Genomic DNA, 23,394 nt, shown 5'->3' on the forward strand with positions numbered 1-23,394 from the left:
TAGCGCAAGCAGGGTTTGGCGTTGTAAATGTAATGGCTGATTTGCTAATTTCCCCGCCCGCAGGCGGGGGCGTATACCCAATTCATATTCTTATTTTATCCCCCTCGCGCCAGCACCCGCCGGTAAAGCACCGGCAGTGAGATCACCACGATCAGCATGACACCGACAATAACCGACATCACAATGCCCGGCACGTTGAGCAGGCTGAGGCCAAAGGTCAGCAGCCCCATCAGGAACGCGGCGATAATCACGCCGGTCATGCTGCCGGAGCCGCCGAGCACGCTGACCCCGCCGAGCACCGCCATGGTGATAACACTCAGCTCCCAGCCGAGCGCCAGCGTTGGACGCGTGCTGCCCAGACGTGAAGTGAGCAGCACTGCCGCCAGCCCGGACATCAGGCCGACCAGCACGAACAGCGTCAAATTGTGACGTTTAACGTTAATTCCCGAATACCAGGCCGCGACCGGATTATTGCCGATGGCGTAAGTGCGGCGGCCAAAATTAGTTTTGTGTAGCAGGAAATAAAATACTGCACCGAGCACCAGGAACAGCGCGAATTCAAACGACAGCGGACCCCAGACGTAACCCTGACCGAACCAGGCGAAACTGGCCGGATAATGGTTTAACGACTGATCGCCGAGCAGTACATACGTCAGCCCGCGAAACAGGCTCATGGTACCGATAGTGATGACGATAGACGACAGATTCAGGCGCGTCACCAGCAACCCGTTCACCAGCCCGCAAAGTAACCCGACGCTCAGCCCGACGCCCACTAACGCAGGCGTCGGTAAACCGGCCTGTGCGCAAAAGCCCATGATAGTTGAACTCAACGCCATGGTAGACGCCACCGACAGATCGATTTCACGCGCGATAATCAGCATCGCCATCGGCAGCACGATAATGGCTTTCTCGGTGAAGTTAAATGTCGCGTCCGAGAGGTTCCAGATGTTGAGAAAATAGGGTGAGGCGAGCGCGTTCACCACGAACACCAGCAGCGTCACCACCAGCAAAAATCCTTCCCAGCACATCAGACGGCGCAAAAACGGCGTGACGGCCATCGACGAACTTTCTCGTGCGGCGGGGCGCGAGGTTAAGATTTTAGTCATGATCTGGCTCCGCTTTCAGTTTGTGCAGAATGAACAGGGGACGCATGGCGTAAAATTAGCCGTCCTTTACGTTTGTTGGCGCGTTCGTTGAGGATCACTGCGATAACAATCACGCCGCCGGAAATCGCCATCTGCCAGAAAGGCGAGACTTCGATCACCGGTAATGCATTGTTGATGACGCCGAGGAACAGCGCGCCGAGCAGGCAGCCCACCACAGAACCGATGCCGCCCATGGTGCTGATCCCGCCGATAACGCACGCCGCGACAATCTGCAATTCAAAGCCGTTGGCGACATCTACGTAAGCGACTGCAAAGCGCGAAATCCACAGATATCCGCAGAAACCGGCCAGCGCGCCGGAGAGGCAGAAGCTGACGAACTGCATTTTCCCGGCGTTGATGCCGGTGTAATACGCGGCTGTCGCATTGCCACCCGCCGTGTATAGCGCCCGTCCGGTGCGGCTGTAGCGCAGGAAATACGCCACCAGAATCAACGCAGCAATCGCGCACCAGCCTAACAGTGGCAGGCCGATAAAGGTCGCACGCGGCAGGCTGAGAAAGTCCGGGCTCATTTGATGGGCGTTGATCCATCCGCCGTTGGAGAGCAGGAAAATAATACCGCGATAAATACTCATGGTGCCGAGCGTAACCACAATCGGCGGGATACCGATTTTCCACACCAGCAGCCCGTTTATCGCCCCCATCACCAGCCCGAGCAGCGTTGCCAGCGCCACCAGCGCCCACACCGGTACGTCCGGATGATGGAAATTAATCAGCGCGACGATCATGCCGGTCAGCGCCAGATTCGCCGCCATCGACAGATCGATACCTTTGGTCAGCAACACCATCATCTGGCCGAGCGCCAGAATGATCAGAATCGAGGTGTCATTGAACATTTCCAGCAAATTGCCGACGCCGATAAACTCCGGTGAACGTGCGCCGACGCCAAACACCATCAGCACAATCACCACCGCCAGCAACAGCTCGCGGTACTTCAGCAGATTTTTGATCATGCTGCCTCCTCGCCCGCACCGCTGGCGGCGCTGACAATCATTTCGGCGCTGGCCTCGCCGCCTTTAAATTCTGCCACCATCAGCCCTTCATGCATCACGATGATCCTGTCCGCCATACCCATCACTTCCGGCAGTTCTGAAGACACCATAATCACCGCCAGCCCTCGCCCGACCAGCTCGGACATAAACTGGTGTACCGCGGCTTTAGAGCCGATATCGATGCCCTTGGTCGGTTCATCCAGAATGATGATGTCCGGTTTGGTCGCCAGCCATTTTGCGATCACCACCTTTTGCTGGTTACCGCCGGAGAGCGTGCCAACTGCCTGTTTCCAGCTCGAGGCTTTCACCTGCAACCGTTTGGCGTAGTCATCGGCCAGTGCCCACTCTTTTTTATCGTTGAGTACACCGCGCGGATTCAGCTGACTGAGCTGCGGCAGGCTGATGTTCTGACTTATTGGCAAATCAATGATCGCCCCCTGTTTTTGCCGCTCTTCCGGGACATAAACAATGCCCGCGCGGATGGCCTGCGAAGGGCGCGTGAAGTGATGTTCTTTGCCATGGATGAGAATTTTGCCGCCGCCGGGCTGTGTAACGCCAAACAGTGCCTGCATGAGTTCGGTCCGGCCCGCGCCGACCAGCCCGTAGAAACCGAGGATTTCACCTTTGCGCAGTGAGAAGTTGATCCCGGCAAATTCGGTCGGGTGGCTGAGGTTTTGAACTTCCAGCACCGTCTCGCCCGGTACGCAGTTCACTTTCGGATACGCCTGACTCACTTCGCGCCCGACCATCATCGTCACCATGGTTTGCTCGGTAATGTCGCTGATTTTGCCGGAACCGACGTAACTGCCGTCACGCAGCACGGTGTAATAATCAGAAATTGCGAAGATTTCATCGAACTTGTGCGAGATAAACAGGATGGCTTTGCCCTCGTGTTTCAGACGCTCGACTATCTGATAGAACTCGGTGATTTCATGCTGTGAGAGTGCGGCGGTCGGTTCGTCCAGAATGACTACCTGCGCATCGAAGGAAAGCGCACGGGCAATCGCCACCATGTGGCGCTGTGCGATGCTCAGGTCTTTCAGGGTGGCGTGCGAGTCGATATTCACTTCCAGCCGCGTCAGGATGTCGCGTGCCTGCTGATGCATCGCCGGCCAGTTCAGGCGTTTGAATATTCCGGAATAAACATAGTGGCCGACGAAGATATTTTCGGCGACAGAAAGCTCGTCAAACAGCACGGTTTCCTGATGAATCGCGGTGATCCCGACTTTGTGCGCGGATTCAGGGTTGGGTAATTTGATCGGAATGGCTTTATAGCGCAGCTCCCCTTCTTCAGGCTGATAAATGCCGGTCATGACTTTGACCAGCGTCGATTTTCCTGCGCCGTTTTCGCCAATCAGAGCGGTGACTTTTCCCGGATATAAATCCACATGCACATTATTCAGTGCCCTGACGCCCGGAAAGACTTTGCTGATGCCCTTTAAGGACAGCAACGGTGTGGTATCGGTCATAGATTTCCCCTGACGAAGCACAACAAAACGGCCAACCGGAGACCGGTCAGCCGCATTCAGGATCAGAATATTTTGGAGAATTTGTCGATGTTGCTGGCATCGTAAATGAAGGGTTCAGCCATTGCGCCGCTGCCGTCGGCGTCCAGTTTCACTTTACCTAAACGACCCATGCTGGCTTCAGTTTTCGTGGCGGTTCCTTTAACCAGATCATCGGCGAGATAAGTGGCGGCGTAACCCAGATCAATCGGATTCCAGATGGCGAAGCTTTTGGTCGCGCCGGATTTTATCGCCCCTGCCATTTCAGACGGCAACCCGAGCCCCGTGACGTACACTTTGCCGATTTTGCCCTGATCTTTCACCGCCTGCGCCGCCGCTACGATACCGACAGAAGAGGGTGAGATGATGACTTTCAGGTCGGGATACGACTTCAGCAGACCAATGGTTTCGCGATAGCTTTTATCTGACAGATCATCACCATAGGCGGTAGTAACCAGGTTCACTGAAGGATACTTCGGCAGTACCTTTTTCATCTCGGCGATCCACAAATTCTGGTTGGTCGAGGTCGGTGTGGCGCTGAGAATAGCGACATCACCTTTTTCTACGTTCAGCGCTTTCAGCGCATCGGCGGCCAGTTTGACGTTGGTTTCGCCAATCAGTGCATTGTTAGACGGATTGAGATGGATCTGACGACCCTCTTTCGCCACGCCGGAATCCCATGACACCACTTTGATGCCGCGCTGCATGGCTTTTTTAAGCACCGGCACCAGCGCGTCCGGGTCATTAGCGGAGACGGCGATTGCGTCCACGCCCTGAGCAATCAGGCCGTTCAGTACTTCGATTTGCGCTTCGGCGGTGGTGGTGGTCGGGCCGGTGTAAATCACTTTGACATCGCCCAGCTCTTTCGCAGCCTGCTGTGCGCCCACGTTGGCCGCTTCAAAAAATCCGTTGCCCAGTGATTTCGCCACCAGCGCAATTTTCACTTCTGCCGATGCCGCGCCCGCCATCAGGATGCTGCTCGCGATCAGGGTAAGGCTCAGTACGTGTTTTAATTTCATTTTTGTACTCCGCATGCTAATTCGCAAAATCTGCAAAAAGGGTAACGACGAAAAGTTGCCGACGCGCCAGGCGCATGATCACGACTCTAGGAGGTTGCCGACAAACTGACCTTTCCGCGAGTGCCAGTTCTTAGCCAACCATGGCAAAGGTGCAAAGGTTTGGGAGAACAACCTCACAAATTGATAACAATCTTGTCAGGGGCTGCCTAAACGGTCAGATAAACACAACGATTTGTCGTTAAAAAGGCGCACTAAAATGAGGCGTAAGCCTGCGTCACACGGCGGATTTGGCAAGATCTAGCAGACAAATACGGGTTTTGTTCAAAAGCGGTTGTCCGGTCACAGTTTCAGCCCGATAACCACGTCACCGCCGACTAAGATATTACGATAATGTTAATAAGGAGACGGAAATGACGGTGTTACGCAGTAGTGAGTATTTCCCCTCAGGAGATTTCCCGGTCGCCATTGAACCCCGTTATCCGCAGGAGACCTTTCCTGAACATCATCATCAGGATTTTAACGAAATTGTGCTGGTCGAACAGGGCACCGGCACCCACGTCTTTAACGATCAGCCGTTGATCCTCAGCGCGGGCAGCGTCTGTTTTGTGCGTCACCGCGACCATCATTTGTATGAAGATACCGACAATCTGCACCTGACCAACGTGCTGTACCGCAGTCCGGATGCGTTTCGCTTTCTGAGCGGCGTCGGCGATCTGCTGCCGCAGGAAGTTGACGGGATTTATCCGGCGCACTGGCGCATCAATCCCGCACAGGTCGCGCAGGCCAAAACGCTGATCGACCTGCTGGCGCAAAAACCCGTCGGCCAGTCACCGGAGTCGCAGGCGCAGCAAGAACTCTACTTTATGCAGCTGTTATTGCTGCTGCGTAAAGGTAATCGTGATGTCGGTTATGGCGGGCAGGGCGGCGATCTCAATAATTTGCTCGACTGGATGAACGAACATTACGACGAAGAAATCGACTGGCCGGTACTTGCCGAACGGTTCTCGATGTCTTTGCGCACGCTGCACCGCCAGATGAAACAACAGACCGGCAGCACACCGCTGAACTACCTCAATCGCCTGCGGCTTATCAATGCCCGCAACCTGCTGAGATTCAGCGACAGCTCAATCACTGATATCGCCCATCAGTGCGGCTTCTGTGACAGTAACTACTTTTCGACCCTCTTTAAACGTGAATTCGGCTACGCGCCGCGTAATGCCCGCCTCTGACTCCTGATCTCCTCCTTCATCAATAATTTGCAAAAATGTTACTTCGGGCAGTCCGACCATGACATTTTTGCCATTTTCTACGCCCGGCTGGCAGCCACGGAAAGGTAAAACGCCGGCGGGTGGAACAGGCTGTTAAAACTTCACAAAAAAGAACTTATTTTTTAACAACTCGTTCATCACCTCTATCCTTACTTGGGAGAAATCTTATATGAGCACAGTTCAGAAACGTATGTATATCAACGGCGAATTCGTTGAAAACACCGGCGGAAAGTGGATTGACGTTGTGAATCCGGCGACTGAACAGGTGATCTCGCAGATCCCGGAAGGCTCGCCAGAAGATGCCCGCCGCGCCATCGATGCTGCCGAAGCGGCCCAGCCGGGCTGGGAAGCGTTGCCTGCGGTAGAACGTGGCGTATGGTTGCATAAAATCGCTGCCGGGATCCGCGAGCGCGAGCCAGAACTGACCGGGACGATTATTGCTGAAGGCGGGAAAACCTATGGTCTGGCGCAAACCGAAGTGTTGTTCACCGCCGATTACCTTGATTACATGGCCGAATGGGCACGCCGTTACGAAGGTGAGATCATTCAGAGCGACCGGCCTAACGAGAACATTTTTGTCTTTCGCAAAGCCATCGGCGTGACCACCGGCATTTTGCCGTGGAATTTCCCGTTCTTCCTGATCGCCCGCAAAGCTGCTCCGGCACTGATCACCGGCAACACCATCGTCATCAAACCGAGCGAAATCACGCCTAACAATGCGATTATCTTCGCTGAAATCATCCATAAAATCGGCCTTCCAAAAGGCGTGCTGAACATCGTGACCGGCTACGGTCCGACCGTTGGCCAGGAGCTGGCGGCCAATCCGAAGGTCGGGATGGTCAGCCTGACTGGCAGTGTCGCCGCCGGGATCGCCACCATGACCGCTGCGGCGCAAAACGTCACCAAAGTCTCCCTGGAGCTCGGTGGTAAAGCCCCGGCTATCGTCATGAATGATGCGGATTTGGATTTGGCGGTAAAAGCCATCGTCAGTTCTCGCGTCATCAATACCGGGCAGGTGTGTAACTGCGCAGAGCGTGTTTACGTGCAGGAAGGCGTATACGACGAATTTATCTCCCGCATCAGTGCAGCAATGAAAGCCGTTACGTTCGGCAATACGGCGGAGAAAAAAGAGCTGGATATGGGCCCGCTGATCAGTGCTGCCGCGTTACAACGCGTGGAAGACAAAGTCGCGAAAGCGGTTTCGCAGGGGGCGAAAGTGCTGCTGGGCGGCAAACGCGAAAGCGGCACTGGATTCTTCTATCCTCCGACGTTGCTGGTGGATATCAAACAGGACATGCCGATCATGCATGAGGAAGTCTTTGGCCCGGTATTGCCGGTCGCGACGTTTAAAACGCTCGAGGAGGCCATTGCGATGGCTAACGACAGCGAATACGGGCTGACATCCTCCATTTACACCAGCAATATCAATACCGCGATGAAAGCGCTGAAACAACTGAAGTTCGGTGAAACCTACATCAACCGCGAGAACTTCGAAGCGATGCAGGGTTTCCACGCTGGCTGGCGTAAATCTGGCGTGGGCGGCGCCGACGGTAAGCACGGTTTGCAGGAATATCTGCAAACGCATGTGGCTTACTTGCAATTCCACTAAGATTTGTCACTCAGAGAGCCGGAGCAGGGGAACCTGACTCCGGCTTTATTTTACTTTGTCAGATAAGGATAACGCATGAGCCGCAGCGATTTCCTGACCGCCCTGCGTCAACATAAACTCATCCACGCGTTGTTCCCGCAGGACGACGCCCTGAACGATCCGGTCGACGCTTATGCCCGCGCGCTGACCCTGACCGGAGGAATATGGGATGACACCTTTATGCATTCACCGGCAACCGGTTCCGCCACGCTGAGTGCTTATCTTCGCGCCAAATACCCTGCCGGTTCTGTCTTCTGCTCTGCGACGCCACAGGTTGACGGTGACCGCATTTTGCATGCCGAAACACTGGCATCATCTCTGAAAGAGGTGGACGTCGGCGTGGTAAGCGCGCGTTTTGGCGTGTCGGAGACGGGCGCGGTATTTTTGAGCGAGGATCACGTATGCGTTAACGAACTTAGCACTCATGCCAGGCATTTAGTGGTTTTGCTGGATACGCGAAATATTCTCGACCATCTCTATCAGGCGCATAAACAAAACAGATACTTCAATGCCCGCTACACGCTTTTGATCGCCGGACCTGCAGCGCTCGCTGACAGTGAGAATGCGTTGATATCAGGTGCGAAAGGGGTAAGGAGTTTGCGGGTAGTAGGGATGTGAAGTTATTTAGTTCATTTAATCGATGGGAATTTCAGTTGTGGCGCGGGTTCTGTATTCAGATGCTCAGCCTGAGCCGCCTACAAACGCGCCGTGAACCAGCACAATATTTTTCACTGGCGCAGCGGTTGCCACCTGAGAAGCGAAAGCCGTAACAGCGGCTACTATTAATGGCGAAGCTAAACGATAACGCATGGCAAATACCTCGTGGAGTCGGAAAAAACATCAGTGTGTACAGCCACTCTGCGCGTCTGGCGCTGACAGCGGCGTGACGCACTGATGACATAAACGACATTGATTGCCAGTTGTTTCCAGATGCAGGCAATGCACCATGCGTGCGGTATTTTGTTAAATAATTACATTCGTAAAGTTACGTATGTACTAACAGGAAGAAAATAACTATAGTTAGCGCCTTCCTGATTCTCCATCAGATTGATGGTTTTTTGTCTACTCCTAAAGTCTAAAAGTGAGATGTGCGTCGTATTTTAGCGCGACCTGTCCGCTCGCACTTTTAGCTAACAAGAAAGAACGCCTAAAGTGAACGCCAAAACCTCTGCTTTTATCATCACCTTTTTGTCATTTTGTAGCCCTGTTTCAGTCAGTTACGCACTGTCAGCCACCGATACGCCAAAAAGCGACACTGATGACACCTCCGACTCTTCCTCACTGATGATCATCAAAAAACAAGGTGCAACCGGCCTGTCCGAACTGGACACTCCGGCGGCGGTGAGCGTTATCGACGGCGAAGATTTCCGTAACAGCAAAGCGCAGGTCAATCTCTCCGAAAGCCTCGGCAGCGTGCCGGGCCTGCAGGTGCAGAACCGTCAGAACTATGCACAGGATTTACAACTTTCCGTTCGCGGCTTCGGCAGCCGTTCGATGCACGGTGTGCGCGGCGTGCGGATTTACGTTGATGGTATTCCGGCCACCATGCCGGACGGGCAGGGGCAAACCTCGAATATTGATTTGAACTCGGTAGAGCGCGTTGAAGTTCTGCGCGGGCCGTTCTCCGCACTTTACGGTAACGCCTCCGGTGGCGTGGTTAACGTCGACACCCAAACCGGTACACAACCCGCCACCCTCGAAGCAGGTACATATTTCGGCAGCTACGGATCATTTCGTAACAGCGTAAAAGCCAGCGGCGCAACCGGCGATGGTACCCACGCGGGCGATGTGAATTACCTGATCTCAGGTTCACGTTTCACCACCGACGGTTATCGTGATCACAGCGGAACACAGAAAAACCTCGGTAACGGCAAACTGGGCGTGCGTATTGATGATGCCAGTACCCTGACGCTGATGTTCAACAGCGTTTCCGTTGATGCTAACGATCCGGGTGGCCTGACAGAATCCGAATGGCACGACAATCCGAAACAGGCGACACGCGCCGATCAGTACAACGCACGTAAGAGCCTCGATCAGACTCAGGTTGGTCTGCGCTATCAGCGTCAGATGACCGAAAACGATGAGTTCAGCCTGATGACCTATCACGGCGAACGTCACACTACGCAATACCAGACCATTCCGGCCACGGCGCAGATAAATCCGCTGAACGCGGGCGGCGTGATCGTGCTTGAACGTAAATACTCCGGTGTGGATACCCGCTGGAAACATGATGACCAGATCGGTTCCGTGCCGTTCTCGGTTACCGGCGGTGTGGATTATGAAACCATGACCGAGCGCCGTTTCGGTTATGAGAACTTCAACGACCAGGGCGATTTGGGCGTGAAGGGCAATGAGCGTCGCAACGAAAAGAACGTGATGTGGAACCTCGACCCTTATCTGCAAACCACGTGGAACCTGACGCCGCGCTGGACGCTGGATGTCGGCGCGCGCTACAGCACTGTTAACTTTGATTCCACGGATTACTACATCACCGGTACCAACCCGGATGACAGCGGTTCGCGCCGTTATCACAAGCTGCTGCCGATGGCGTCTTTGAACTACGCGGTGACACCGGCGCTGAATACCTACATTTCCGCCGGTAAAGGTTTTGAAACGCCGACGATTAACGAGCTTTCCTACCGCACTGACGGCAATTCTGGCCTGAACCTCGGCCTGCAACCGTCGACCAGCAAGACCGTTGAGCTCGGTAGCAAATGGCGCGTCGGCAACGGTCTGGTGACCGCCGCCGTGTTCCAAACGGATACCGATGATGAGCTGATTGTCGCACAAAGCATCGGTGGCCGTTCGAGCTATACCAACGCCGGAAAAACCCGTCGTCGCGGGCTGGAACTGTCATTAGATCAACAAATTGAAGAGAACTGGCGTGTGAAGATGGCCTGGACGCTGCTCGATGCAACCTTCCGCAATGAGACCTGTGGATCTGGCGACTGTACGCCAGCGGGCAACCGTCTGCCGGGGATTGCCCGCAACATGGGCTACGCTTCATTAGAGTGGGCACCGGTCGATGGCTGGCACGCAGGGGCGGATGTCCGTTACATGAGCGATATTGAAGTGAATGACGAAAACAGCGAGCAGGCTCCTGCGTATACCGTGGCGAGTGTGAACGCGGGTTATCGTTTCAACTGGGACAAAGTGACACTCGACCTGTTCACCCGCGTCGACAACCTCTTTGACAGAAATTATGTCGGATCGGTCATCGTTAACGAAGGCAACGGCCGTTACTTCGAACCGGCACCGGGCAGAAACTACGGCGGCGGCGCGACGCTCTCTTACAGTTTCCAGTAAGTTCGGTTTAATGAAGTACAAAGTTTTCAGTCTGTAAAAGTAAAGCACCTCGCGACGTTGCCGATGGACTACCTATGTTTAAGTCGGCAGCGTGCGCACGGAATGACACCCGGTGAAAACCGGATGTTCTTGAAGATTTAGCTCATCCTAAATCGACGATTATAAAATCAGTAAGGTCATCAACTATGGAAACGAAAGCCTCGTTATCACGCATCGTCGTAATAATTACCGCTTTGTTCGCCGCGTTAAGCGGGATTTATCTTCTTGTCGGCGGTATCTGGCTGGCAAAATTAGGTGGTTCTCTTTATTACATTATTGCCGGTGTGGTTTCGCTGGTTACTGCGTGGCTGCTGTTCCGCCGTCGCGCTTCTGCATTGTTGCTGTATGCCGTGTTCCTGTTCGGTACCACGGTCTGGGCAGTCTGGGAAGTCGGTACAGATTTCTGGGCGCTGACGCCGCGTCTTGACGTCACCTTCTTCCTTGGCCTGTGGATCCTGTTGCCGATCGTTTACCGTCAGATGGCGGCTAAAAACGCCTTCGCACGCGGCGCACTGGCGCTGTCACTGGTCTTCACCGTGGCGGTGCTCGGTTACTCCATCTTCAATGACCCGCAGGTGATCAACGGCACGATTAAAGCCGCAGACTCTGCACCGGCGAAATCAGATTCCGGCATTCCTGACGGCGACTGGCCTGCTTATGGCCGTACTCAGGGTGGTACCCGTTACTCGCCGCTGAGCCAGATCAACGACCAAAACGTCAGCAAGCTGGATGTTGCATGGACCTTCCGTACCGGTGACCTGAAAACGGCCAACGATCCGGGCGAAATCACTGATGAAGTGACGCCAATCAAAATCGGCGACATGCTTTACCTGTGTACGCCGCACCAGAAACTGTTTGCTCTGGATGCCGCAACCGGTAAAGAAAAGTGGAACTTCGATCCGCAGCTCAAGCCGAACCCGACCTTCCAGCACGTGACCTGCCGCGGTGTGTCTTATCATGAGACCACACCTGCCGCAGAAGGCACCGCAGCGAACGGCGCAGCACCTGCTGTGTGCGCACGCCGCATCATTCTGCCGGTCAACGATGGCCGTCTGTTTGCGCTGGACGCTGAAACCGGCGCACGCTGCCCGGCATTCGGTAACAACGGTGAACTGAATCTGCAAAGCAACATGCCTAACGCAGTACCGGGTCACTACGAGCCAACTTCACCGCCAATTATCACTAAATCTGTGATCATTGTGGCCGGTGCGGTAACCGATAACTACTCTACACGTGAGCCTTCCGGTGTTATCCGTGGCTTCGACGTTGAGAGCGGTAAACTGCTGTGGGCCTTTGATCCGGGTGCGGCTGAGCCAAACAAACTGCCAGCCGACGGTGAACACTTCACACCAAACTCCCCGAACTCATGGGCGCCTGCGTCTTATGATGACAAACTGGATCTGGTGTATCTGCCAATCGGCGTCGCGACGCCAGACATCTGGGGCGGTAACCGTACCCCTGAGATGGAACGCTTTGCGAGTGGTCTGCTGGCGCTGAATGCCTCCACCGGTAAACTGGCCTGGTTCTACCAGACTGTTCACCACGATCTGTGGGATATGGACGTTCCGGCGCAGCCAACGCTTGCCGATATTACTGACAAATCCGGTAACAAAGTTCCTGCGATTTATGTACCGACCAAAACCGGTAACATTTTCGTGCTGGACCGCCGCGACGGTAAACTGATCGTTGATGCGCCTGAGAAGCCTGTTCCACAAGGCGCGGCGAAAGGCGACCATGTTTCTCCGACTCAGCCATTCTCCGAACTGACGTTCCGTCCGGAAGCCAAACTGACCGGTAAAGACATGTGGGGCGCAACGATTTACGACCAGCTGATGTGTCGTGTGATCTTCCACAAACTGCGTTATGAAGGCACTTTCACACCGCCATCCGAGCAGGGCACTCTGGTCTTCCCTGGTAACCTCGGCATGTTCGAGTGGGGTGGGATTTCTGTGGATACCGATCGTCAGATAGCGATCGCAAACCCGATTGCACTGCCTTTCGTGTCTAAACTGATCCCACGCGGTCCTGGCAACCCTATGGAGCCAGACGCCAACGATAAAGGCGGTTCTGGTACTGAAACGGGCATTCAGCCACAGTACGGCGTGCCATTTGGCGTGACGCTGAATCCGTTCCTGTCTCCGCTGGGCTTCCCATGTAAACAGCCTTCATGGGGTTACATCTCCGGTGTTGACCTGAAAACCAACGATATCGTGTGGAAAAAACGTATCGGTACCGTGCGCGACAGCTCACCATTACCGCTGCCGTTCAAAATGGGTATGCCAATGCTTGGCGCACCGATTTCTACCGCCGGTAACGTGTTCTTCATCGCAGCAACCGCAGATAACTACCTGCGCGCGTTTAACATGAGCAACGGTGACAAACTGTGGGAAGCACGTCTGCCAGCAGGCGGCCAGGCCACCCCAATGACTTACTCTGTGAATGGCAAGCAGTACGTTGTTATCGCAGCCGGTGGTCACGGTTCGTTCGGTACCAAACTGGGCGATTACATCATCGCTTACGCACTACCAGACGCTAAGTAATTGCACTGAAGTGTATGAATGTGAAAGGCCGCGAAAGCGGCCTTTTTTTGTGGGTGTCATTTCACCGCCAGACTTATAAGACGTTTGTGTAATACGTTTTTCTTCCTGCGGCCTCAGCCCGCGGTGTTCAATCAGCAATACGTGAAGTGACGATCCATAAACAGGTTCAGCATTAAAAACTTAAAGGTGTAATATCCTTCAGATAAAACAAAAATAGGGAGGAGTAGCAGATGAGAATTCGGAAAAGGGGTTTAGGGTACGTGGCGATCGTGGTTGATGACTATGACCGTGCCATTGAATATTACACTGACAAACTTGGTTTCACCTTGGTGGAGGATACGCCCCAGGAAGGTAAACGTTGGGTTGTTGTTACCCCTCATCCAGAAAGTGATTGTAGCTTGCTTCTGGCAAGGGCATCCAATGATCGGCAGCAAACGTTTATCGGTGATCAGTGTGGCGGAAGGGTATTTTTATTTATGCATACGGATGATTTTTGGCGGGATTATCACAAAATGAAAAGCAAAGGCGTGACATTTTGCGCAGAACCGCGTGAAGAGGAATACGGAACAGTGGTTGTTTTTGAAGACATTTACGGCAACCGATGGGATTTGTATCAGAATGCCTGAGAAGCAGAGCGAAATTACGCGCTCTGCATCATGAATTTTACTTCACGCGTTGCACCTTATCTTGCAAACCGCGCAAACGGCTCACGCTAATCACTATCGCCAGCACAGTCGCTATCACCGCAACCCACATACTCAGCTGAACGGCGTGACCTTCCTGCATTGCGCCGCGGCTTGCCATAACCGAAAGAATCACCCCGACAAACGCCGCCCCCAGACACTGACCGAAGGTGCGCATAATCGCCAATACGCCGGAAGCGTAACCGCTGTTTTCTCGCGAGGCATTGGATAACATTTCGCGGTTATTCGGGCTCTGGAAACAGCCGAAACCGATGCCACAAATCAAACTGCGCAGGCCGATATCCCATGCCTGTGGATGTCCGGGAAGTTGTGCCAGCAGCACCAGCCCAAGGGCAAAAATACTTAATCCCACGGTTGAGATAATTGCTGCCGGATAGCGATCGGCGAGGCGTCCGGCGTGCGGTGCAGCAAGAATAATCCCGATCGGCCAGGGGGTGAAAAGCAAGGCGGATACAAAGGCGCTGTAGCCGTACACGCTCTGAAAGAGAAAAGGCAATGCCACAAACGTGATGCCCTGACTGACAAAAGAGGCCAGTGAAGTGAGCGCTGCCAGCGAAAAGCGTGAGGATGCAAACATGGCCAATGGCAGAAGCGGCTTCGGCGCGCGGCGCTGACGCCAGATAAACGCCATACCGGCGAGGATAGCGGTCAGCCCGTAGATGACGGCGGTAATCAGATCGTCTTTGCCCGGATGTGAGAAGGCGTCTGCCGCCATGATCAACGCACCGAGCATTGCCGCTGACAAAAATGCACCGGCGAAATCGAAAGGTTCCTTCGTTTTCGCCGGATTATTGGGAATGACGCGAAGGGTCAGGATCACCGCAATAATGCCCAACGGGATATTTATCGCGAACAACCATTGCCAGCTCATCGCCGACAAAATCGTCCCGCCCAATACCGGTGCGATGGCGGTGCTGGTGCCAATCAGCAGGGCGTTGATGCCGAGTACTCGCCCGAGCAGGCGGTTGGGAAAGACCGAGCGGAGAATAGCGGGGCCGATACTCAGCGTCGCCGCGCCCCCAATACCCTGAAGAACGCGCATGGTCACCAGCATATCCAGCGAAGAGGATAACGCGCACCCCACGGAGGTTAAGGTAAACACTGTCAGGCCGAGGGCGAACAGCGAGCGAAATCCGATACGGGTAGCGAGCGCGGCGAAAATTGCCAGCGTCATGGCGGCGGATAACAGATAGCCGTTCGATACCCAGACCGTCGCACCGGCGGAGACGTCCAGCGTCCGCGCTATTTGCGGTAACGCGATGTTCACCATCGAACCGTCAAACACGGCCATGGTGGTCATCGTCATCACAGCGGCCATCGCTAAACCGCGCTCTCGGCCTGGCAGTCCTTCATCGCCCGGCTGATCGGTAAATAATGCCATGTCTTTATGTTCTCTCAATAATGTGGAATGCAGGCACTATAGCCTTGCGTGAGGTGCGGCGGAAGGTGCAGCATTTGCACTTAATACCTGCATCAGACGCCTTCTCTCGAATTTCAGCCTGAGTTATCATGAAGCATGACTGAACCCGATTTGAACTTACTCATCGCGCTGGACGTACTTCTGGCTGAAGGAAGTGTGGCGGGCGCTGCCCGTCGCTTAGGCCTGAGCGCCTCGGCTATGAGCCGGACGCTGAGCCGCCTGCGCACGACGACCGGCGATCCGCTGCTGGTGCGGGCTGGGCGTCAGATGGTGCTGACGCCTTATGCCGAAGAGATCCGTGAGCGCACGCAAAATGCCACTCTTGAGGCGCGCGCGTTGTTACGCCCTTCGGCATCGGTACTCAATTTACCGATGCTTGATCGCACCTTTATCCTACGTTCCAACGACGGTTTTGTCCTGGCGTTTGGTGCAACGCTTATCGCCGAGGTGGCGGCGGTGGCACCGCGCGTCTGTCTGCGATTTGCGCCGAAACCGGAAAAAAGCTCGACGCATCTGCGGGAAGGGCGGGTCGATCTTGAGATTGGCGTGCTGAGTAATATGGGGCCGGAAATCCGTATTCAGACACTGTTCCGTGACCGCTTTGTCGGGGTGGTCCGAAAAGGCCATCCGCTTGAACTAAAAAGCGAGATTACCGCTGCCGACTATGCCGCGTGCGGGCATGTGGTGGTGTCGCGTCGCGATGGTATCCGCGGGCCGGTGGATGATGCGCTGGCGGAACTGGGTTTAGAACGTCAAATCGCCACCATTGTGCCCGGCTTCTCCGCCGCGCTGGCGATCGCTCAAGCCTCCGATCTGGTGGCATTAGTACCGGCGTCCTTTCTCATCAGCCAGCCGGTTGTCGAAAGAAACAGCGCATCCGCCACGTTTTGGATTTTCGACCTGCCGGTAAAAACCCGTGAAATCACCATCTCGCAGATGTGGCATCCGCGTTCTGAAGTGGATCCGGCGCACCGCTGGTTGCGCCAACTCGTGCTGAACGTTTGCCGGCAGAAGGTATCGGATCAGGCAAATTAAGAATATACGTAATTATGCTTCCAGATAATGTTTAAGCGTCATACGCAGATCGGGCGTTAACTCTTTAATGTTATTCAGCATCCAGCGTAAATACATCGGGTCATCTTGTGCAATTTCCTCAATCTTCTTACCCCGGTATTTGCCGAACATCATGGTGGTGACCAGTGCGGGACGCCCGGTAATGCCAACCATCTCCTCCGGCGTCCAGTCTGACTCCTCCATGATGCGGATCAGTAACGCAGCGGTGATGTAACAGTCAAACAGCGCGCGGTGATGATGCAGTTCCGCGGGGGTCTGCACATTGAGTTTAAGAGATTTGTATAACGCCATGTTGCTGTACTTGATGCCCGGCCACAGGCGGCGCGAGAGTTTAACGGTGCAAATCCAGTCACCCGGCATTTCCGGCAGCATACGCTGGTCGAAACTGGCGTTGTGGGCCACATAATAAGGGCTGCCGTGATAACGGGGGATCACCTCTTCAATCCACGGTTTGTCGGCTACCATCGCCTCAGTGATTTTGTGGATCGCCATCGCCTGATGGCTGATAGGGCGATCGGGGCGCACCAGATCGCTCATCGGGTTGACGATTTGTCCATCCACGATATCGACCGAGGCCACTTCAACGACGCCACCCTGCAATCCGCAGGTTTCCGTATCAATTACTCGCAACATATTCCACTCCAGAAGTCACCGGGCGCATGCCAGACCATGGGCCGATCCTAAGTTATCTTGCCGGTGAGTTCAATCCGGGGTATCCAGGCGCTACTGCAAGGGACGTCCTCTTTACCCGATAAAGATATTCTGTCGATATCTCCCCACAATCATTCCGTCTATTTCCTGTACAGATCACACTTCTCCCTGCTTTCGTGAAAATGCTCACATTCCCCCGTGCGGATGCCCAAACATACGTCGAAATTTTCGGCTTTTAGCCGTGGAAATGTGCAAATAAAGTGGCTAACTTCGATAATGAAACGCTATTTTATTAATGCTGGATTGCGGTTTTAACCAAGTGTGAGTGCGCTCACAAAGTTGACGGAACCCGTAATCCCGGAGCGCCCTGACGGGCATTCACTCTCTCAGTAATGGCAGGTATCGCTGTGAAAATAAGTTCTGTTGAAGTTTCTGTTTTTACTTATCCGACGCGTCGTGTATCAGACAGCGCGGGTCATTCTCATCCGGGTGAAGAAAGTCTGGCAAAAATGGCGATGTTGACCATTTCCACCGATGAAGGCGATTGCGGTTATTCGTTCGCGCCGCCGGAAGTTGTGCGTCCGCACGTGGTCAATGCTTTCTTTAGAAAAGTATTGATCGGCCAGAACCCGTTTGACCGCGAACGTCTGTGGCAGGATCTGGTTCACTGGCAGCGCGGCAGTGCGCACCAGCTGACCGAGCGCGCTCTGTCGTTTGTCGAGCAGGCGCTGTGGGATTTAATTGGCCGCAAACTGAATATGCCGGTGCATAAGCTGCTGGGCGGATTTCGCGAAAAAGTGCCAGCCTATGGCAGCACCATGTGCGGCGATGAGCTGAAAGGCGGGCTGTCGACGCCGGATGAATTCGGGCAGTTTGCCGAAAAGCTGGTCGCGCGCGGTTATCAGGCGATCAAACTGCACACCTGGATGCCGCCGGTAGCGTTCGCGCCGGACCCGAAAATGGACATCAAAGCCTGCGCTGCCGTGCGTGAAGCGGTCGGGCCGGATATCGAGCTGATGCTCGACGGCTATCACTGGTACAGCCGCAGTCAGGCGCTGACCATCGGTAAAGCACTGGAAAAACTCAACTTCGCGTGGTTCGAGGAGCCGATGGAGGAAGAGAGTATGGCCTCCTACGCGTGGCTGGCAGAAAACCTGTCGATCGACGTTATCGGGCCGGAAAGTCTGGGCGGAAAACATCACAGCCGTGCGGACTGGGTGAAAGCCGGAGCCTGCGACATTTTACGCGCCGGCGCGAACGGCGTCGGCGGGATCTCGCCCTGCATGAAAGTCGCCAGTCTGGCAGAAGCGTTCGGCATGGATTGCGAAGTTCACGGCAACGGCGCGGCAAGCCTGGCGGTGGTCGGTGCAATCCGCAACTGTCGCTGGTACGAACGCGGCCTGCTGCACCCCTTCCTTGAATACGACGAACCTGCCGCTTATCTCAACAGCATCGTTGACCCGATGGATGAGCAGGGTTTTGTACATCTTTCGCATCGCCCCGGCCTCGGAGAGGACATCAATTTTGAGTATATAGAAACCCATACCGTCAGCCGAGACTGACCTGCGGGCAGAAAAAAATAATAAACCTCTGACTCTACCCGGAAGGTACATCATGAACACAGGCACACCCCTCGGGGCGTGGTTCCTCGCGCTCCTGCTTACGGTGAGTGGCGGGGCGGTACAGGCGAAAACGCCGCCCGACCAGCTGCTTATCGGCATGAACATGAACAACCTGCTGACGCTCGACCCGGCAGCGATGACCGGCAATGACATCGTCGGCATTGTGGTGAATCTTTATGATCCACTGATTGAGCTGGATCCGCGTGCGCTGACCAACGTCCGTCCGGCGCTGGCGACCTCCTGGGAGGTCAACGATGCCCGGGATCTGATCACATTTCATCTGCGCGACGGCGTGAAATTTCACTCCGGAAATCCGGTTACGGCGGATGACGTGGTGTGGTCTATGCGCCGGATCCTGCACCTGAATCTGGCGCAGGCATCGGTGTGGAAATCTTACGGCTTCACCAAAAAGAATGTCGATGAGATGGTGCGCACGCCGTCGCCGGGCATTGTCGAAATTCAGCTTCCCAAACCCAATGACCCGAAACTGGTGATTTACTCGCTGGCCGCGCTCGGCAGCGTAGTGGCGCTGGACAGCAAAACCGTCAAAGCGCATGAAGTGAATGGCGACTGGGGCAACCGCTGGCTGACGACCAACGAAGCCGGTTCGGGGCCGTTTCGCCTCGACAGCTGGCAGGCGAAAGACGTGCTGAACATGAGCCGCAATCCGCAGTACTGGCGCGGTGAACCGCGTCTTACCCGCGTCGTGTTCCGCCATTTTCAGGAGTCCCAGACTCTGCGCCTGATGATCGAAAAAGGTGATCTGGACATTGCCAATAATATGGCGGTTTCCGACGTCACCGCGTTAAGCCACGATCCGGCGATGACCGTCGATACGGTAAAAAAAGGCACCATTTATTACGTGGCGATGAGCATGAAGGAGCCGCACTTTGCCAACCCTAAAGTGCGCGAAGCGGTACGCTATCTGATTGATTATCAGGGCATCGGCAAAGCGCTGATGACCGGTTACGGCATTGTTCACCAGCGTCCGATTCAGGTCGGAATGCCCGCGACGTTGCCGGATCCTGGCTACCGACTGGATATCCCACGCGCTAAAGCCTTGCTGGCAGAAGCCGGTTACCCTGACGGTTTTGACACCACGCTACGGGTGCTGGCCGATCAGCCCTTCCTTAATATCGCTATTGCCGTCCAGTCCACGCTGATGCAGGCAGGCATTCGCGCCAAAATCGTTACCGGCACCGGCAACCAGATTTACGGTGCAATGCGCGAACGTAAATTCGACATGCTGGTCGGGCGCGGCGGCAGTGGTGTGGAACCGCATCCTCACTCCAGCCTGCGGGCGCTGGTTTATAACCCTGACAACAATGACGCCGCGCGCCTGACCAATTTTCAGGGCTGGCGCACCGGGTTTTACGATAAACAGCTGAATACGGATATCGATCAGGCGCTGCTCGAACGCGATCCGGAAAAGCAAAAGCAGGATTATTTCGCCATTCAGGAGCGCTACGACGCGTTGATCCCGGCACTGGTGCCGCTGTCGCAAATGGTCGATTCCATCGTGGTGCGTAAGGACGTCAAAAATTATCTGCCGCACCCTTCCGCCACCACTTTCCTGCGTGACGTTTATAAAGATGAAAGTCAGGCGACTACTCCTTCAGCCGGAGGTAAAGGGTTATGACCACGCAAACGCAAACCTGGCGGTCGGGTATTCCGGCCGGTCGGATCGGCAAACGGCTGGTGCAGGTCGCAGTGACGTTGTTCGGCCTGCTGCTGCTGACGTTTTTCATTGGTCGCGTGATGCCGGTTGATCCGGTACTGGCGATTGTCGGGCCGGATGCTGACCACAGCACCTATCAGCAGGTCTATCACCAGCTGGGCTTCGACAAACCGCTGTGGACGCAGTTTGGCATCTATCTGTCCGGACTGGCACACGGAGATTTCGGCAATGCGCTGCTGACGGGCAAACCGGTCACGCAGGACATTTTGCGCGTATTCCCGGCTACGATGGAGCTGGCGACGCTGGCGATCATTCTCGGCGCGGGCGTCGGCATTCCGCTCGGGGTGCTGGCAGCGGCAAAACGCAACAGCGTCGCAGATTACGTGGTACGCATCATCAGTCTGGCCGGTTATTCCACGCCGATTTTCTGGGTCGGGATGATGGGCCTGCTGGTGTTTTACGCCTGGCTCGGATGGGTGGGTGGTGCGGGGCGTCTGGATTTCAGCCTCGACGGACAGGTCACGCGTCACAGTGGTTTTATGCTGATTGATGCGCTGATCGCCGGTAACTGGGAGGTGTTTCGCAACGCGCTCAATCATCTGATCCTGCCCGCGTCGCTGCTTGGTTTTCATTCCCTGGCGTACATCAGCCGTATGACCCGCAGCTTTATGCTGGCGCAGCTTTCGCAGGAATTCATCATTACTGCCCGCGTCAAAGGGCTGAGCGAATGGGATGTGCTGTGGAATCACGCGTTCCGCAACATTCTTGTTCAACTGCTGACGGTGGTTGCGCTGGCCTACGGTTCGCTGCTTGAAGGTGCGGTATTAATCGAAACCGTCTTCTCATGGCCGGGCTTTGGTTCGTATCTGACCAGCAGCCTGATGCTGGGCGACATGAATGCAGTAATGGGCTGCGTGCTGGTGGTCGGCATGATTTTTGTGGTGCTGAATTTGCTCTCTGATCTGCTGTATCAGGTCTTTGACCCGAGGACAAAAGTATGACGATTTCCCTCGATTCTGTGACGCTCAGCGCGGGCGATGAAAAACGTCAGCGCGTGAAACGGGCGTTTGGCCGTCTCACGCATTTTCTGTGGCAGATGGCATGCAATCCGCTGACTGCCATCGGTGGGGCGATTGTGCTGGTGCTGATGTTTGTGGCGCTGTTTGCGCCATGGATCGCGCCGTTCCATCCGCTGGTGCAGGATTTAAACAACGCGCTCAGCCCGCCGTCGGCGGCGCACTGGTTCGGCACCGACGAGTTTGGCCGCGACATTTTCAGCCGTCTGGTGTATGGCTCGCGGATCACGCTTTACATCGTGCTGCTGGTGTCGGTGACCGTGGGTCCGCTTGGTTTGCTGCTCGGCGTCACTGCCGGTTATTTCGGCGGCAAAATCGACATGGTGCTGATGCGCGTGACGGATATCTTCATCTCCTTCCCGAGTCTGGTGCTGGCGCTGGCATTTGTCGCCGCACTCGGTCCGGGCCTGGAACACGTGGTGATCGCAATTACGCTGACCGCCTGGCCGCCGATTGCGCGTCTGGCACGTGCCGAAACCCTTTCGCTGCGTCAGGCCGATTTTATCTCGGCGGTACGATTACAAGGCGCCTCTCCGCTGCGTGTGCTGTGGCGTCACATTGTGCCGCTGTGTCTGCCATCGGTCATCATCCGAATCACCATGAATATGGCGGGCATTATTCTGACTGCCGCCGGTCTTGGCTTCCTTGGCCTCGGTGCGCAGCCGCCGGATCCTGAATGGGGCGCGATGATTTCCAGTGGTCGTACCTACATGATGGAGTGCTGGTGGGTGGCAACGATCCCCGGTCTGGCGATCCTGATTAACAGTCTTGCGTTCAACTTTTTAGGAGATGGCCTGCGTGACATCCTCGATCCCCGAAATGACTGACGCTCCGGCGTTACTCGACGTGCGCGATTTGCACGTCAGCTTTGTGAATGGCCGTCAGGTCACGCAGGCGGTGCGCGGCGTGTCCTTCCAGCTCGGGCGGGAAAAACTGGCGATTGTCGGTGAATCCGGTTCGGGAAAATCTACCGTCGGTCGCGCATTACTTCAGCTGCATCCGGCGAAAGCAAAAATCACCGCCGAAAGAATGCAGTTTGGCGAGGTGGATTTGCTCAATGCTACGCCGAAGCAGATGCGTCAGGTGCGCGGAAAACGTATCTCGATGATCATGCAGGATCCGAAATACTCACTGAATCCGGTGCTGTGCGTCGGCGACCAGATTGCCGAAGCCTGGCGTTCACACCACGCCTGCTCGTATCAGGATGCCAAACACAAAGTGCTGAACATGCTCGACGTGGTCCGTATTCGCGACCCGGAACGCGTGTACGGCCTGTATCCGCACGAGATTTCGGGCGGGCAGGGGCAGCGCATTATGATCGCCATGATGCTGATCACTGACCCGGAAATGGTGATTGCCGACGAACCGACGTCGGCGCTCGACGTCTCCATTCGTTTGCAGGTGCTGGCACTGCTCGACGATCTGGTGAAAACGCGCGGTCTGGGGCTGATATTTATCAGTCACGACATCAATCTGGTGCGTAGTTTCTGTGATCGCGTATTGGTGATGTACGCCGGTCGGGTGGTGGAATCCATCGCTGCGACCGAACTTGATAACGCGCAGCACCCTTACACACGCGGACTGCTGAATGCATTGCCGGACATGGATAACCGTCGTTATCCGCTGCCGGTGATGCAACGTCAGGCCAGCTGGCTGACCGATTAAGGAGACTGAAATGTCAGTAAAAAC

The 23,394-nt window shown here is 55.1% G+C and carries 18 protein-coding genes and 1 pseudogene; 12 read left to right on the plus strand and 7 right to left on the minus strand.

Annotated features, from left to right (window positions below; genetic code table 11):
- Positions 1–95 precede the first annotated feature (95 nt).
- The 4 genes from GE278_21865 to rhaS all read right to left on the minus strand — a co-directional run bounded on the left by GE278_21865 (position 96) and on the right by rhaS (position 4,679).
- Entirely contained in the window at positions 96–1,106 is a 1,011-nt protein-coding gene (locus GE278_21865; protein ID QLK63444.1) for an ABC transporter permease, read from the minus strand.
- Complete coding sequence (locus GE278_21870) at positions 1,103–2,116, minus strand: ABC transporter permease (protein ID QLK63445.1); 1,014 nt, start codon at positions 2,114–2,116, stop codon at positions 1,103–1,105. Before GE278_21870 ends, GE278_21865 begins: the two co-directional genes overlap by 4 nt.
- Positions 2,113–3,624, minus strand: coding sequence for an ATP-binding cassette domain-containing protein (locus GE278_21875; protein QLK63446.1), 1,512 nt, complete (start codon positions 3,622–3,624; stop codon positions 2,113–2,115). Before GE278_21875 ends, GE278_21870 begins: the two co-directional genes overlap by 4 nt.
- Before the next feature lie 62 nt (positions 3,625–3,686).
- On the minus strand, positions 3,687–4,679 hold the full coding sequence (gene rhaS / locus GE278_21880; protein ID QLK63447.1) for a rhamnose ABC transporter substrate-binding protein: 993 nt from the start codon (positions 4,677–4,679) through the stop codon (positions 3,687–3,689).
- A gap of 410 nt (positions 4,680–5,089) precedes the next feature.
- On the opposite strand from rhaS, the gene GE278_21885 reads away from it, so the two are divergent.
- The 3 genes from GE278_21885 to GE278_21895 all read left to right on the plus strand — a co-directional run bounded on the left by GE278_21885 (position 5,090) and on the right by GE278_21895 (position 8,213).
- Positions 5,090–5,908 carry an HTH-type transcriptional activator RhaS gene (locus GE278_21885; GenBank protein ID QLK63448.1) on the plus strand — a complete coding sequence of 273 codons (819 nt, stop codon included), beginning with the start codon at positions 5,090–5,092 and terminating at the stop codon, positions 5,906–5,908.
- A 208-nt stretch (positions 5,909–6,116) separates the two neighbouring features.
- Positions 6,117–7,556, plus strand: coding sequence for an aldehyde dehydrogenase (gene aldA / locus GE278_21890; GenBank protein ID QLK63449.1), 1,440 nt, complete (start codon positions 6,117–6,119; stop codon positions 7,554–7,556).
- 75 nt (positions 7,557–7,631) lie between these two features.
- Complete coding sequence (locus tag GE278_21895; GenBank protein QLK63450.1) at positions 7,632–8,213, plus strand: hypothetical protein; 582 nt, start codon at positions 7,632–7,634, stop codon at positions 8,211–8,213.
- 66 nt (positions 8,214–8,279) lie between these two features.
- Here the strand turns inward: GE278_21895 and GE278_21900 are convergent.
- Positions 8,280–8,405, minus strand: a pseudogene (locus GE278_21900) (alpha/beta hydrolase).
- A 342-nt stretch (positions 8,406–8,747) separates the two neighbouring features.
- On the opposite strand from GE278_21900, the gene GE278_21905 reads away from it, so the two are divergent.
- The 3 genes from GE278_21905 to GE278_21915 all read left to right on the plus strand — a co-directional run bounded on the left by GE278_21905 (position 8,748) and on the right by GE278_21915 (position 14,106).
- A complete protein-coding gene (locus tag GE278_21905) occupies positions 8,748–10,901 on the plus strand; it encodes a TonB-dependent receptor (protein ID QLK63451.1) in 2,154 nt (717 codons plus the stop codon).
- Positions 10,902–11,086: 185 nt separating this feature from the next.
- Positions 11,087–13,480 (plus strand): membrane-bound PQQ-dependent dehydrogenase, glucose/quinate/shikimate family, encoded by a 2,394-nt coding sequence (locus GE278_21910; protein QLK63452.1) that lies wholly within the window; start codon positions 11,087–11,089, stop codon positions 13,478–13,480.
- A 230-nt stretch (positions 13,481–13,710) separates the two neighbouring features.
- Complete coding sequence (locus GE278_21915) at positions 13,711–14,106, plus strand: VOC family protein (protein ID QLK63453.1); 396 nt, start codon at positions 13,711–13,713, stop codon at positions 14,104–14,106.
- 37 nt (positions 14,107–14,143) lie between these two features.
- Here GE278_21915 and GE278_21920 read toward each other — a convergent pair whose 3' ends face one another.
- A complete protein-coding gene (locus GE278_21920; protein ID QLK63454.1) occupies positions 14,144–15,565 on the minus strand; it encodes an MFS transporter in 1,422 nt (473 codons plus the stop codon).
- Between the two features lie 135 nt (positions 15,566–15,700).
- On the opposite strand from GE278_21920, the gene GE278_21925 reads away from it, so the two are divergent.
- A complete protein-coding gene (locus tag GE278_21925) occupies positions 15,701–16,639 on the plus strand; it encodes a LysR family transcriptional regulator (protein QLK63455.1) in 939 nt (312 codons plus the stop codon).
- 12 nt (positions 16,640–16,651) lie between these two features.
- On the opposite strand, the gene exoX is transcribed toward GE278_21925, so the two are convergent.
- Positions 16,652–17,311, minus strand: coding sequence for an exodeoxyribonuclease X (gene exoX / locus GE278_21930; protein ID QLK63456.1), 660 nt, complete (start codon positions 17,309–17,311; stop codon positions 16,652–16,654).
- 425 nt (positions 17,312–17,736) lie between these two features.
- Here exoX and GE278_21935 point away from each other — a divergent pair, with 425 nt between their 5' ends.
- From GE278_21935 to GE278_21955, 5 genes are read left to right on the plus strand one after another with little or no spacing between them, the layout of a single operon-like run.
- Positions 17,737–18,891, plus strand: a complete 1,155-nt coding sequence (locus tag GE278_21935) for an enolase (protein ID QLK63457.1) — start codon at positions 17,737–17,739, stop codon at positions 18,889–18,891.
- Positions 18,892–18,943: 52 nt separating this feature from the next.
- Positions 18,944–20,590 carry an ABC transporter substrate-binding protein gene (locus GE278_21940; GenBank protein QLK63458.1) on the plus strand — a complete coding sequence of 549 codons (1,647 nt, stop codon included), beginning with the start codon at positions 18,944–18,946 and terminating at the stop codon, positions 20,588–20,590.
- On the plus strand, positions 20,587–21,630 hold the full coding sequence (locus GE278_21945) for an ABC transporter permease subunit (GenBank protein QLK63459.1): 1,044 nt from the start codon (positions 20,587–20,589) through the stop codon (positions 21,628–21,630). Before GE278_21940 ends, GE278_21945 begins: the two co-directional genes overlap by 4 nt.
- Positions 21,627–22,532 (plus strand): ABC transporter permease subunit, encoded by a 906-nt coding sequence (locus GE278_21950; GenBank protein QLK63460.1) that lies wholly within the window; start codon positions 21,627–21,629, stop codon positions 22,530–22,532. Before GE278_21945 ends, GE278_21950 begins: the two co-directional genes overlap by 4 nt.
- Positions 22,504–23,370: an ATP-binding cassette domain-containing protein gene (locus GE278_21955; GenBank protein QLK63461.1), complete on the plus strand. Its 867-nt coding sequence runs from the start codon at positions 22,504–22,506 to the stop codon at positions 23,368–23,370. Before GE278_21950 ends, GE278_21955 begins: the two co-directional genes overlap by 29 nt.
- Positions 23,371–23,394 lie beyond the last annotated feature (24 nt).

The organism is Enterobacteriaceae bacterium Kacie_13 (assembly GCA_013457415.1).
Classification (GTDB): Bacteria; Pseudomonadota; Gammaproteobacteria; order Enterobacterales; family Enterobacteriaceae; genus Rahnella.

Bases quoted from the DNA above. Each gene is read 5' to 3' on its own strand.
- GE278_21865 (QLK63444.1), bottom strand. From the start codon at position 1,106: ATGACTAAAATCTTAACCTCGCGCCCCGCCGCACGAGAAAGTTCGTCG.
- GE278_21875 (QLK63446.1), bottom strand. From the start codon at position 3,624: ATGACCGATACCACACCGTTGCTGTCCTTAAAGGGCATCAGCAAAGTC.
- GE278_21950 (QLK63460.1), top strand. From the start codon at position 21,627: ATGACGATTTCCCTCGATTCTGTGACGCTCAGCGCGGGCGATGAAAAA.
- GE278_21945 (QLK63459.1), top strand. From the start codon at position 20,587: ATGACCACGCAAACGCAAACCTGGCGGTCGGGTATTCCGGCCGGTCGG.
- GE278_21870 (QLK63445.1), bottom strand. From the start codon at position 2,116: ATGATCAAAAATCTGCTGAAGTACCGCGAGCTGTTGCTGGCGGTGGTG.
- GE278_21920 (QLK63454.1), bottom strand. From the start codon at position 15,565: ATGGCATTATTTACCGATCAGCCGGGCGATGAAGGACTGCCAGGCCGA.
- rhaS (QLK63447.1), bottom strand. From the start codon at position 4,679: ATGAAATTAAAACACGTACTGAGCCTTACCCTGATCGCGAGCAGCATC.
- GE278_21940 (QLK63458.1), top strand. From the start codon at position 18,944: ATGAACACAGGCACACCCCTCGGGGCGTGGTTCCTCGCGCTCCTGCTT.
- GE278_21885 (QLK63448.1), top strand. From the start codon at position 5,090: ATGACGGTGTTACGCAGTAGTGAGTATTTCCCCTCAGGAGATTTCCCG.
- GE278_21895 (QLK63450.1), top strand. From the start codon at position 7,632: ATGAGCCGCAGCGATTTCCTGACCGCCCTGCGTCAACATAAACTCATC.
- GE278_21910 (QLK63452.1), top strand. From the start codon at position 11,087: ATGGAAACGAAAGCCTCGTTATCACGCATCGTCGTAATAATTACCGCT.
- GE278_21915 (QLK63453.1), top strand. From the start codon at position 13,711: ATGAGAATTCGGAAAAGGGGTTTAGGGTACGTGGCGATCGTGGTTGAT.
- aldA (QLK63449.1), top strand. From the start codon at position 6,117: ATGAGCACAGTTCAGAAACGTATGTATATCAACGGCGAATTCGTTGAA.
- exoX (QLK63456.1), bottom strand. From the start codon at position 17,311: ATGTTGCGAGTAATTGATACGGAAACCTGCGGATTGCAGGGTGGCGTC.
- GE278_21925 (QLK63455.1), top strand. From the start codon at position 15,701: ATGACTGAACCCGATTTGAACTTACTCATCGCGCTGGACGTACTTCTG.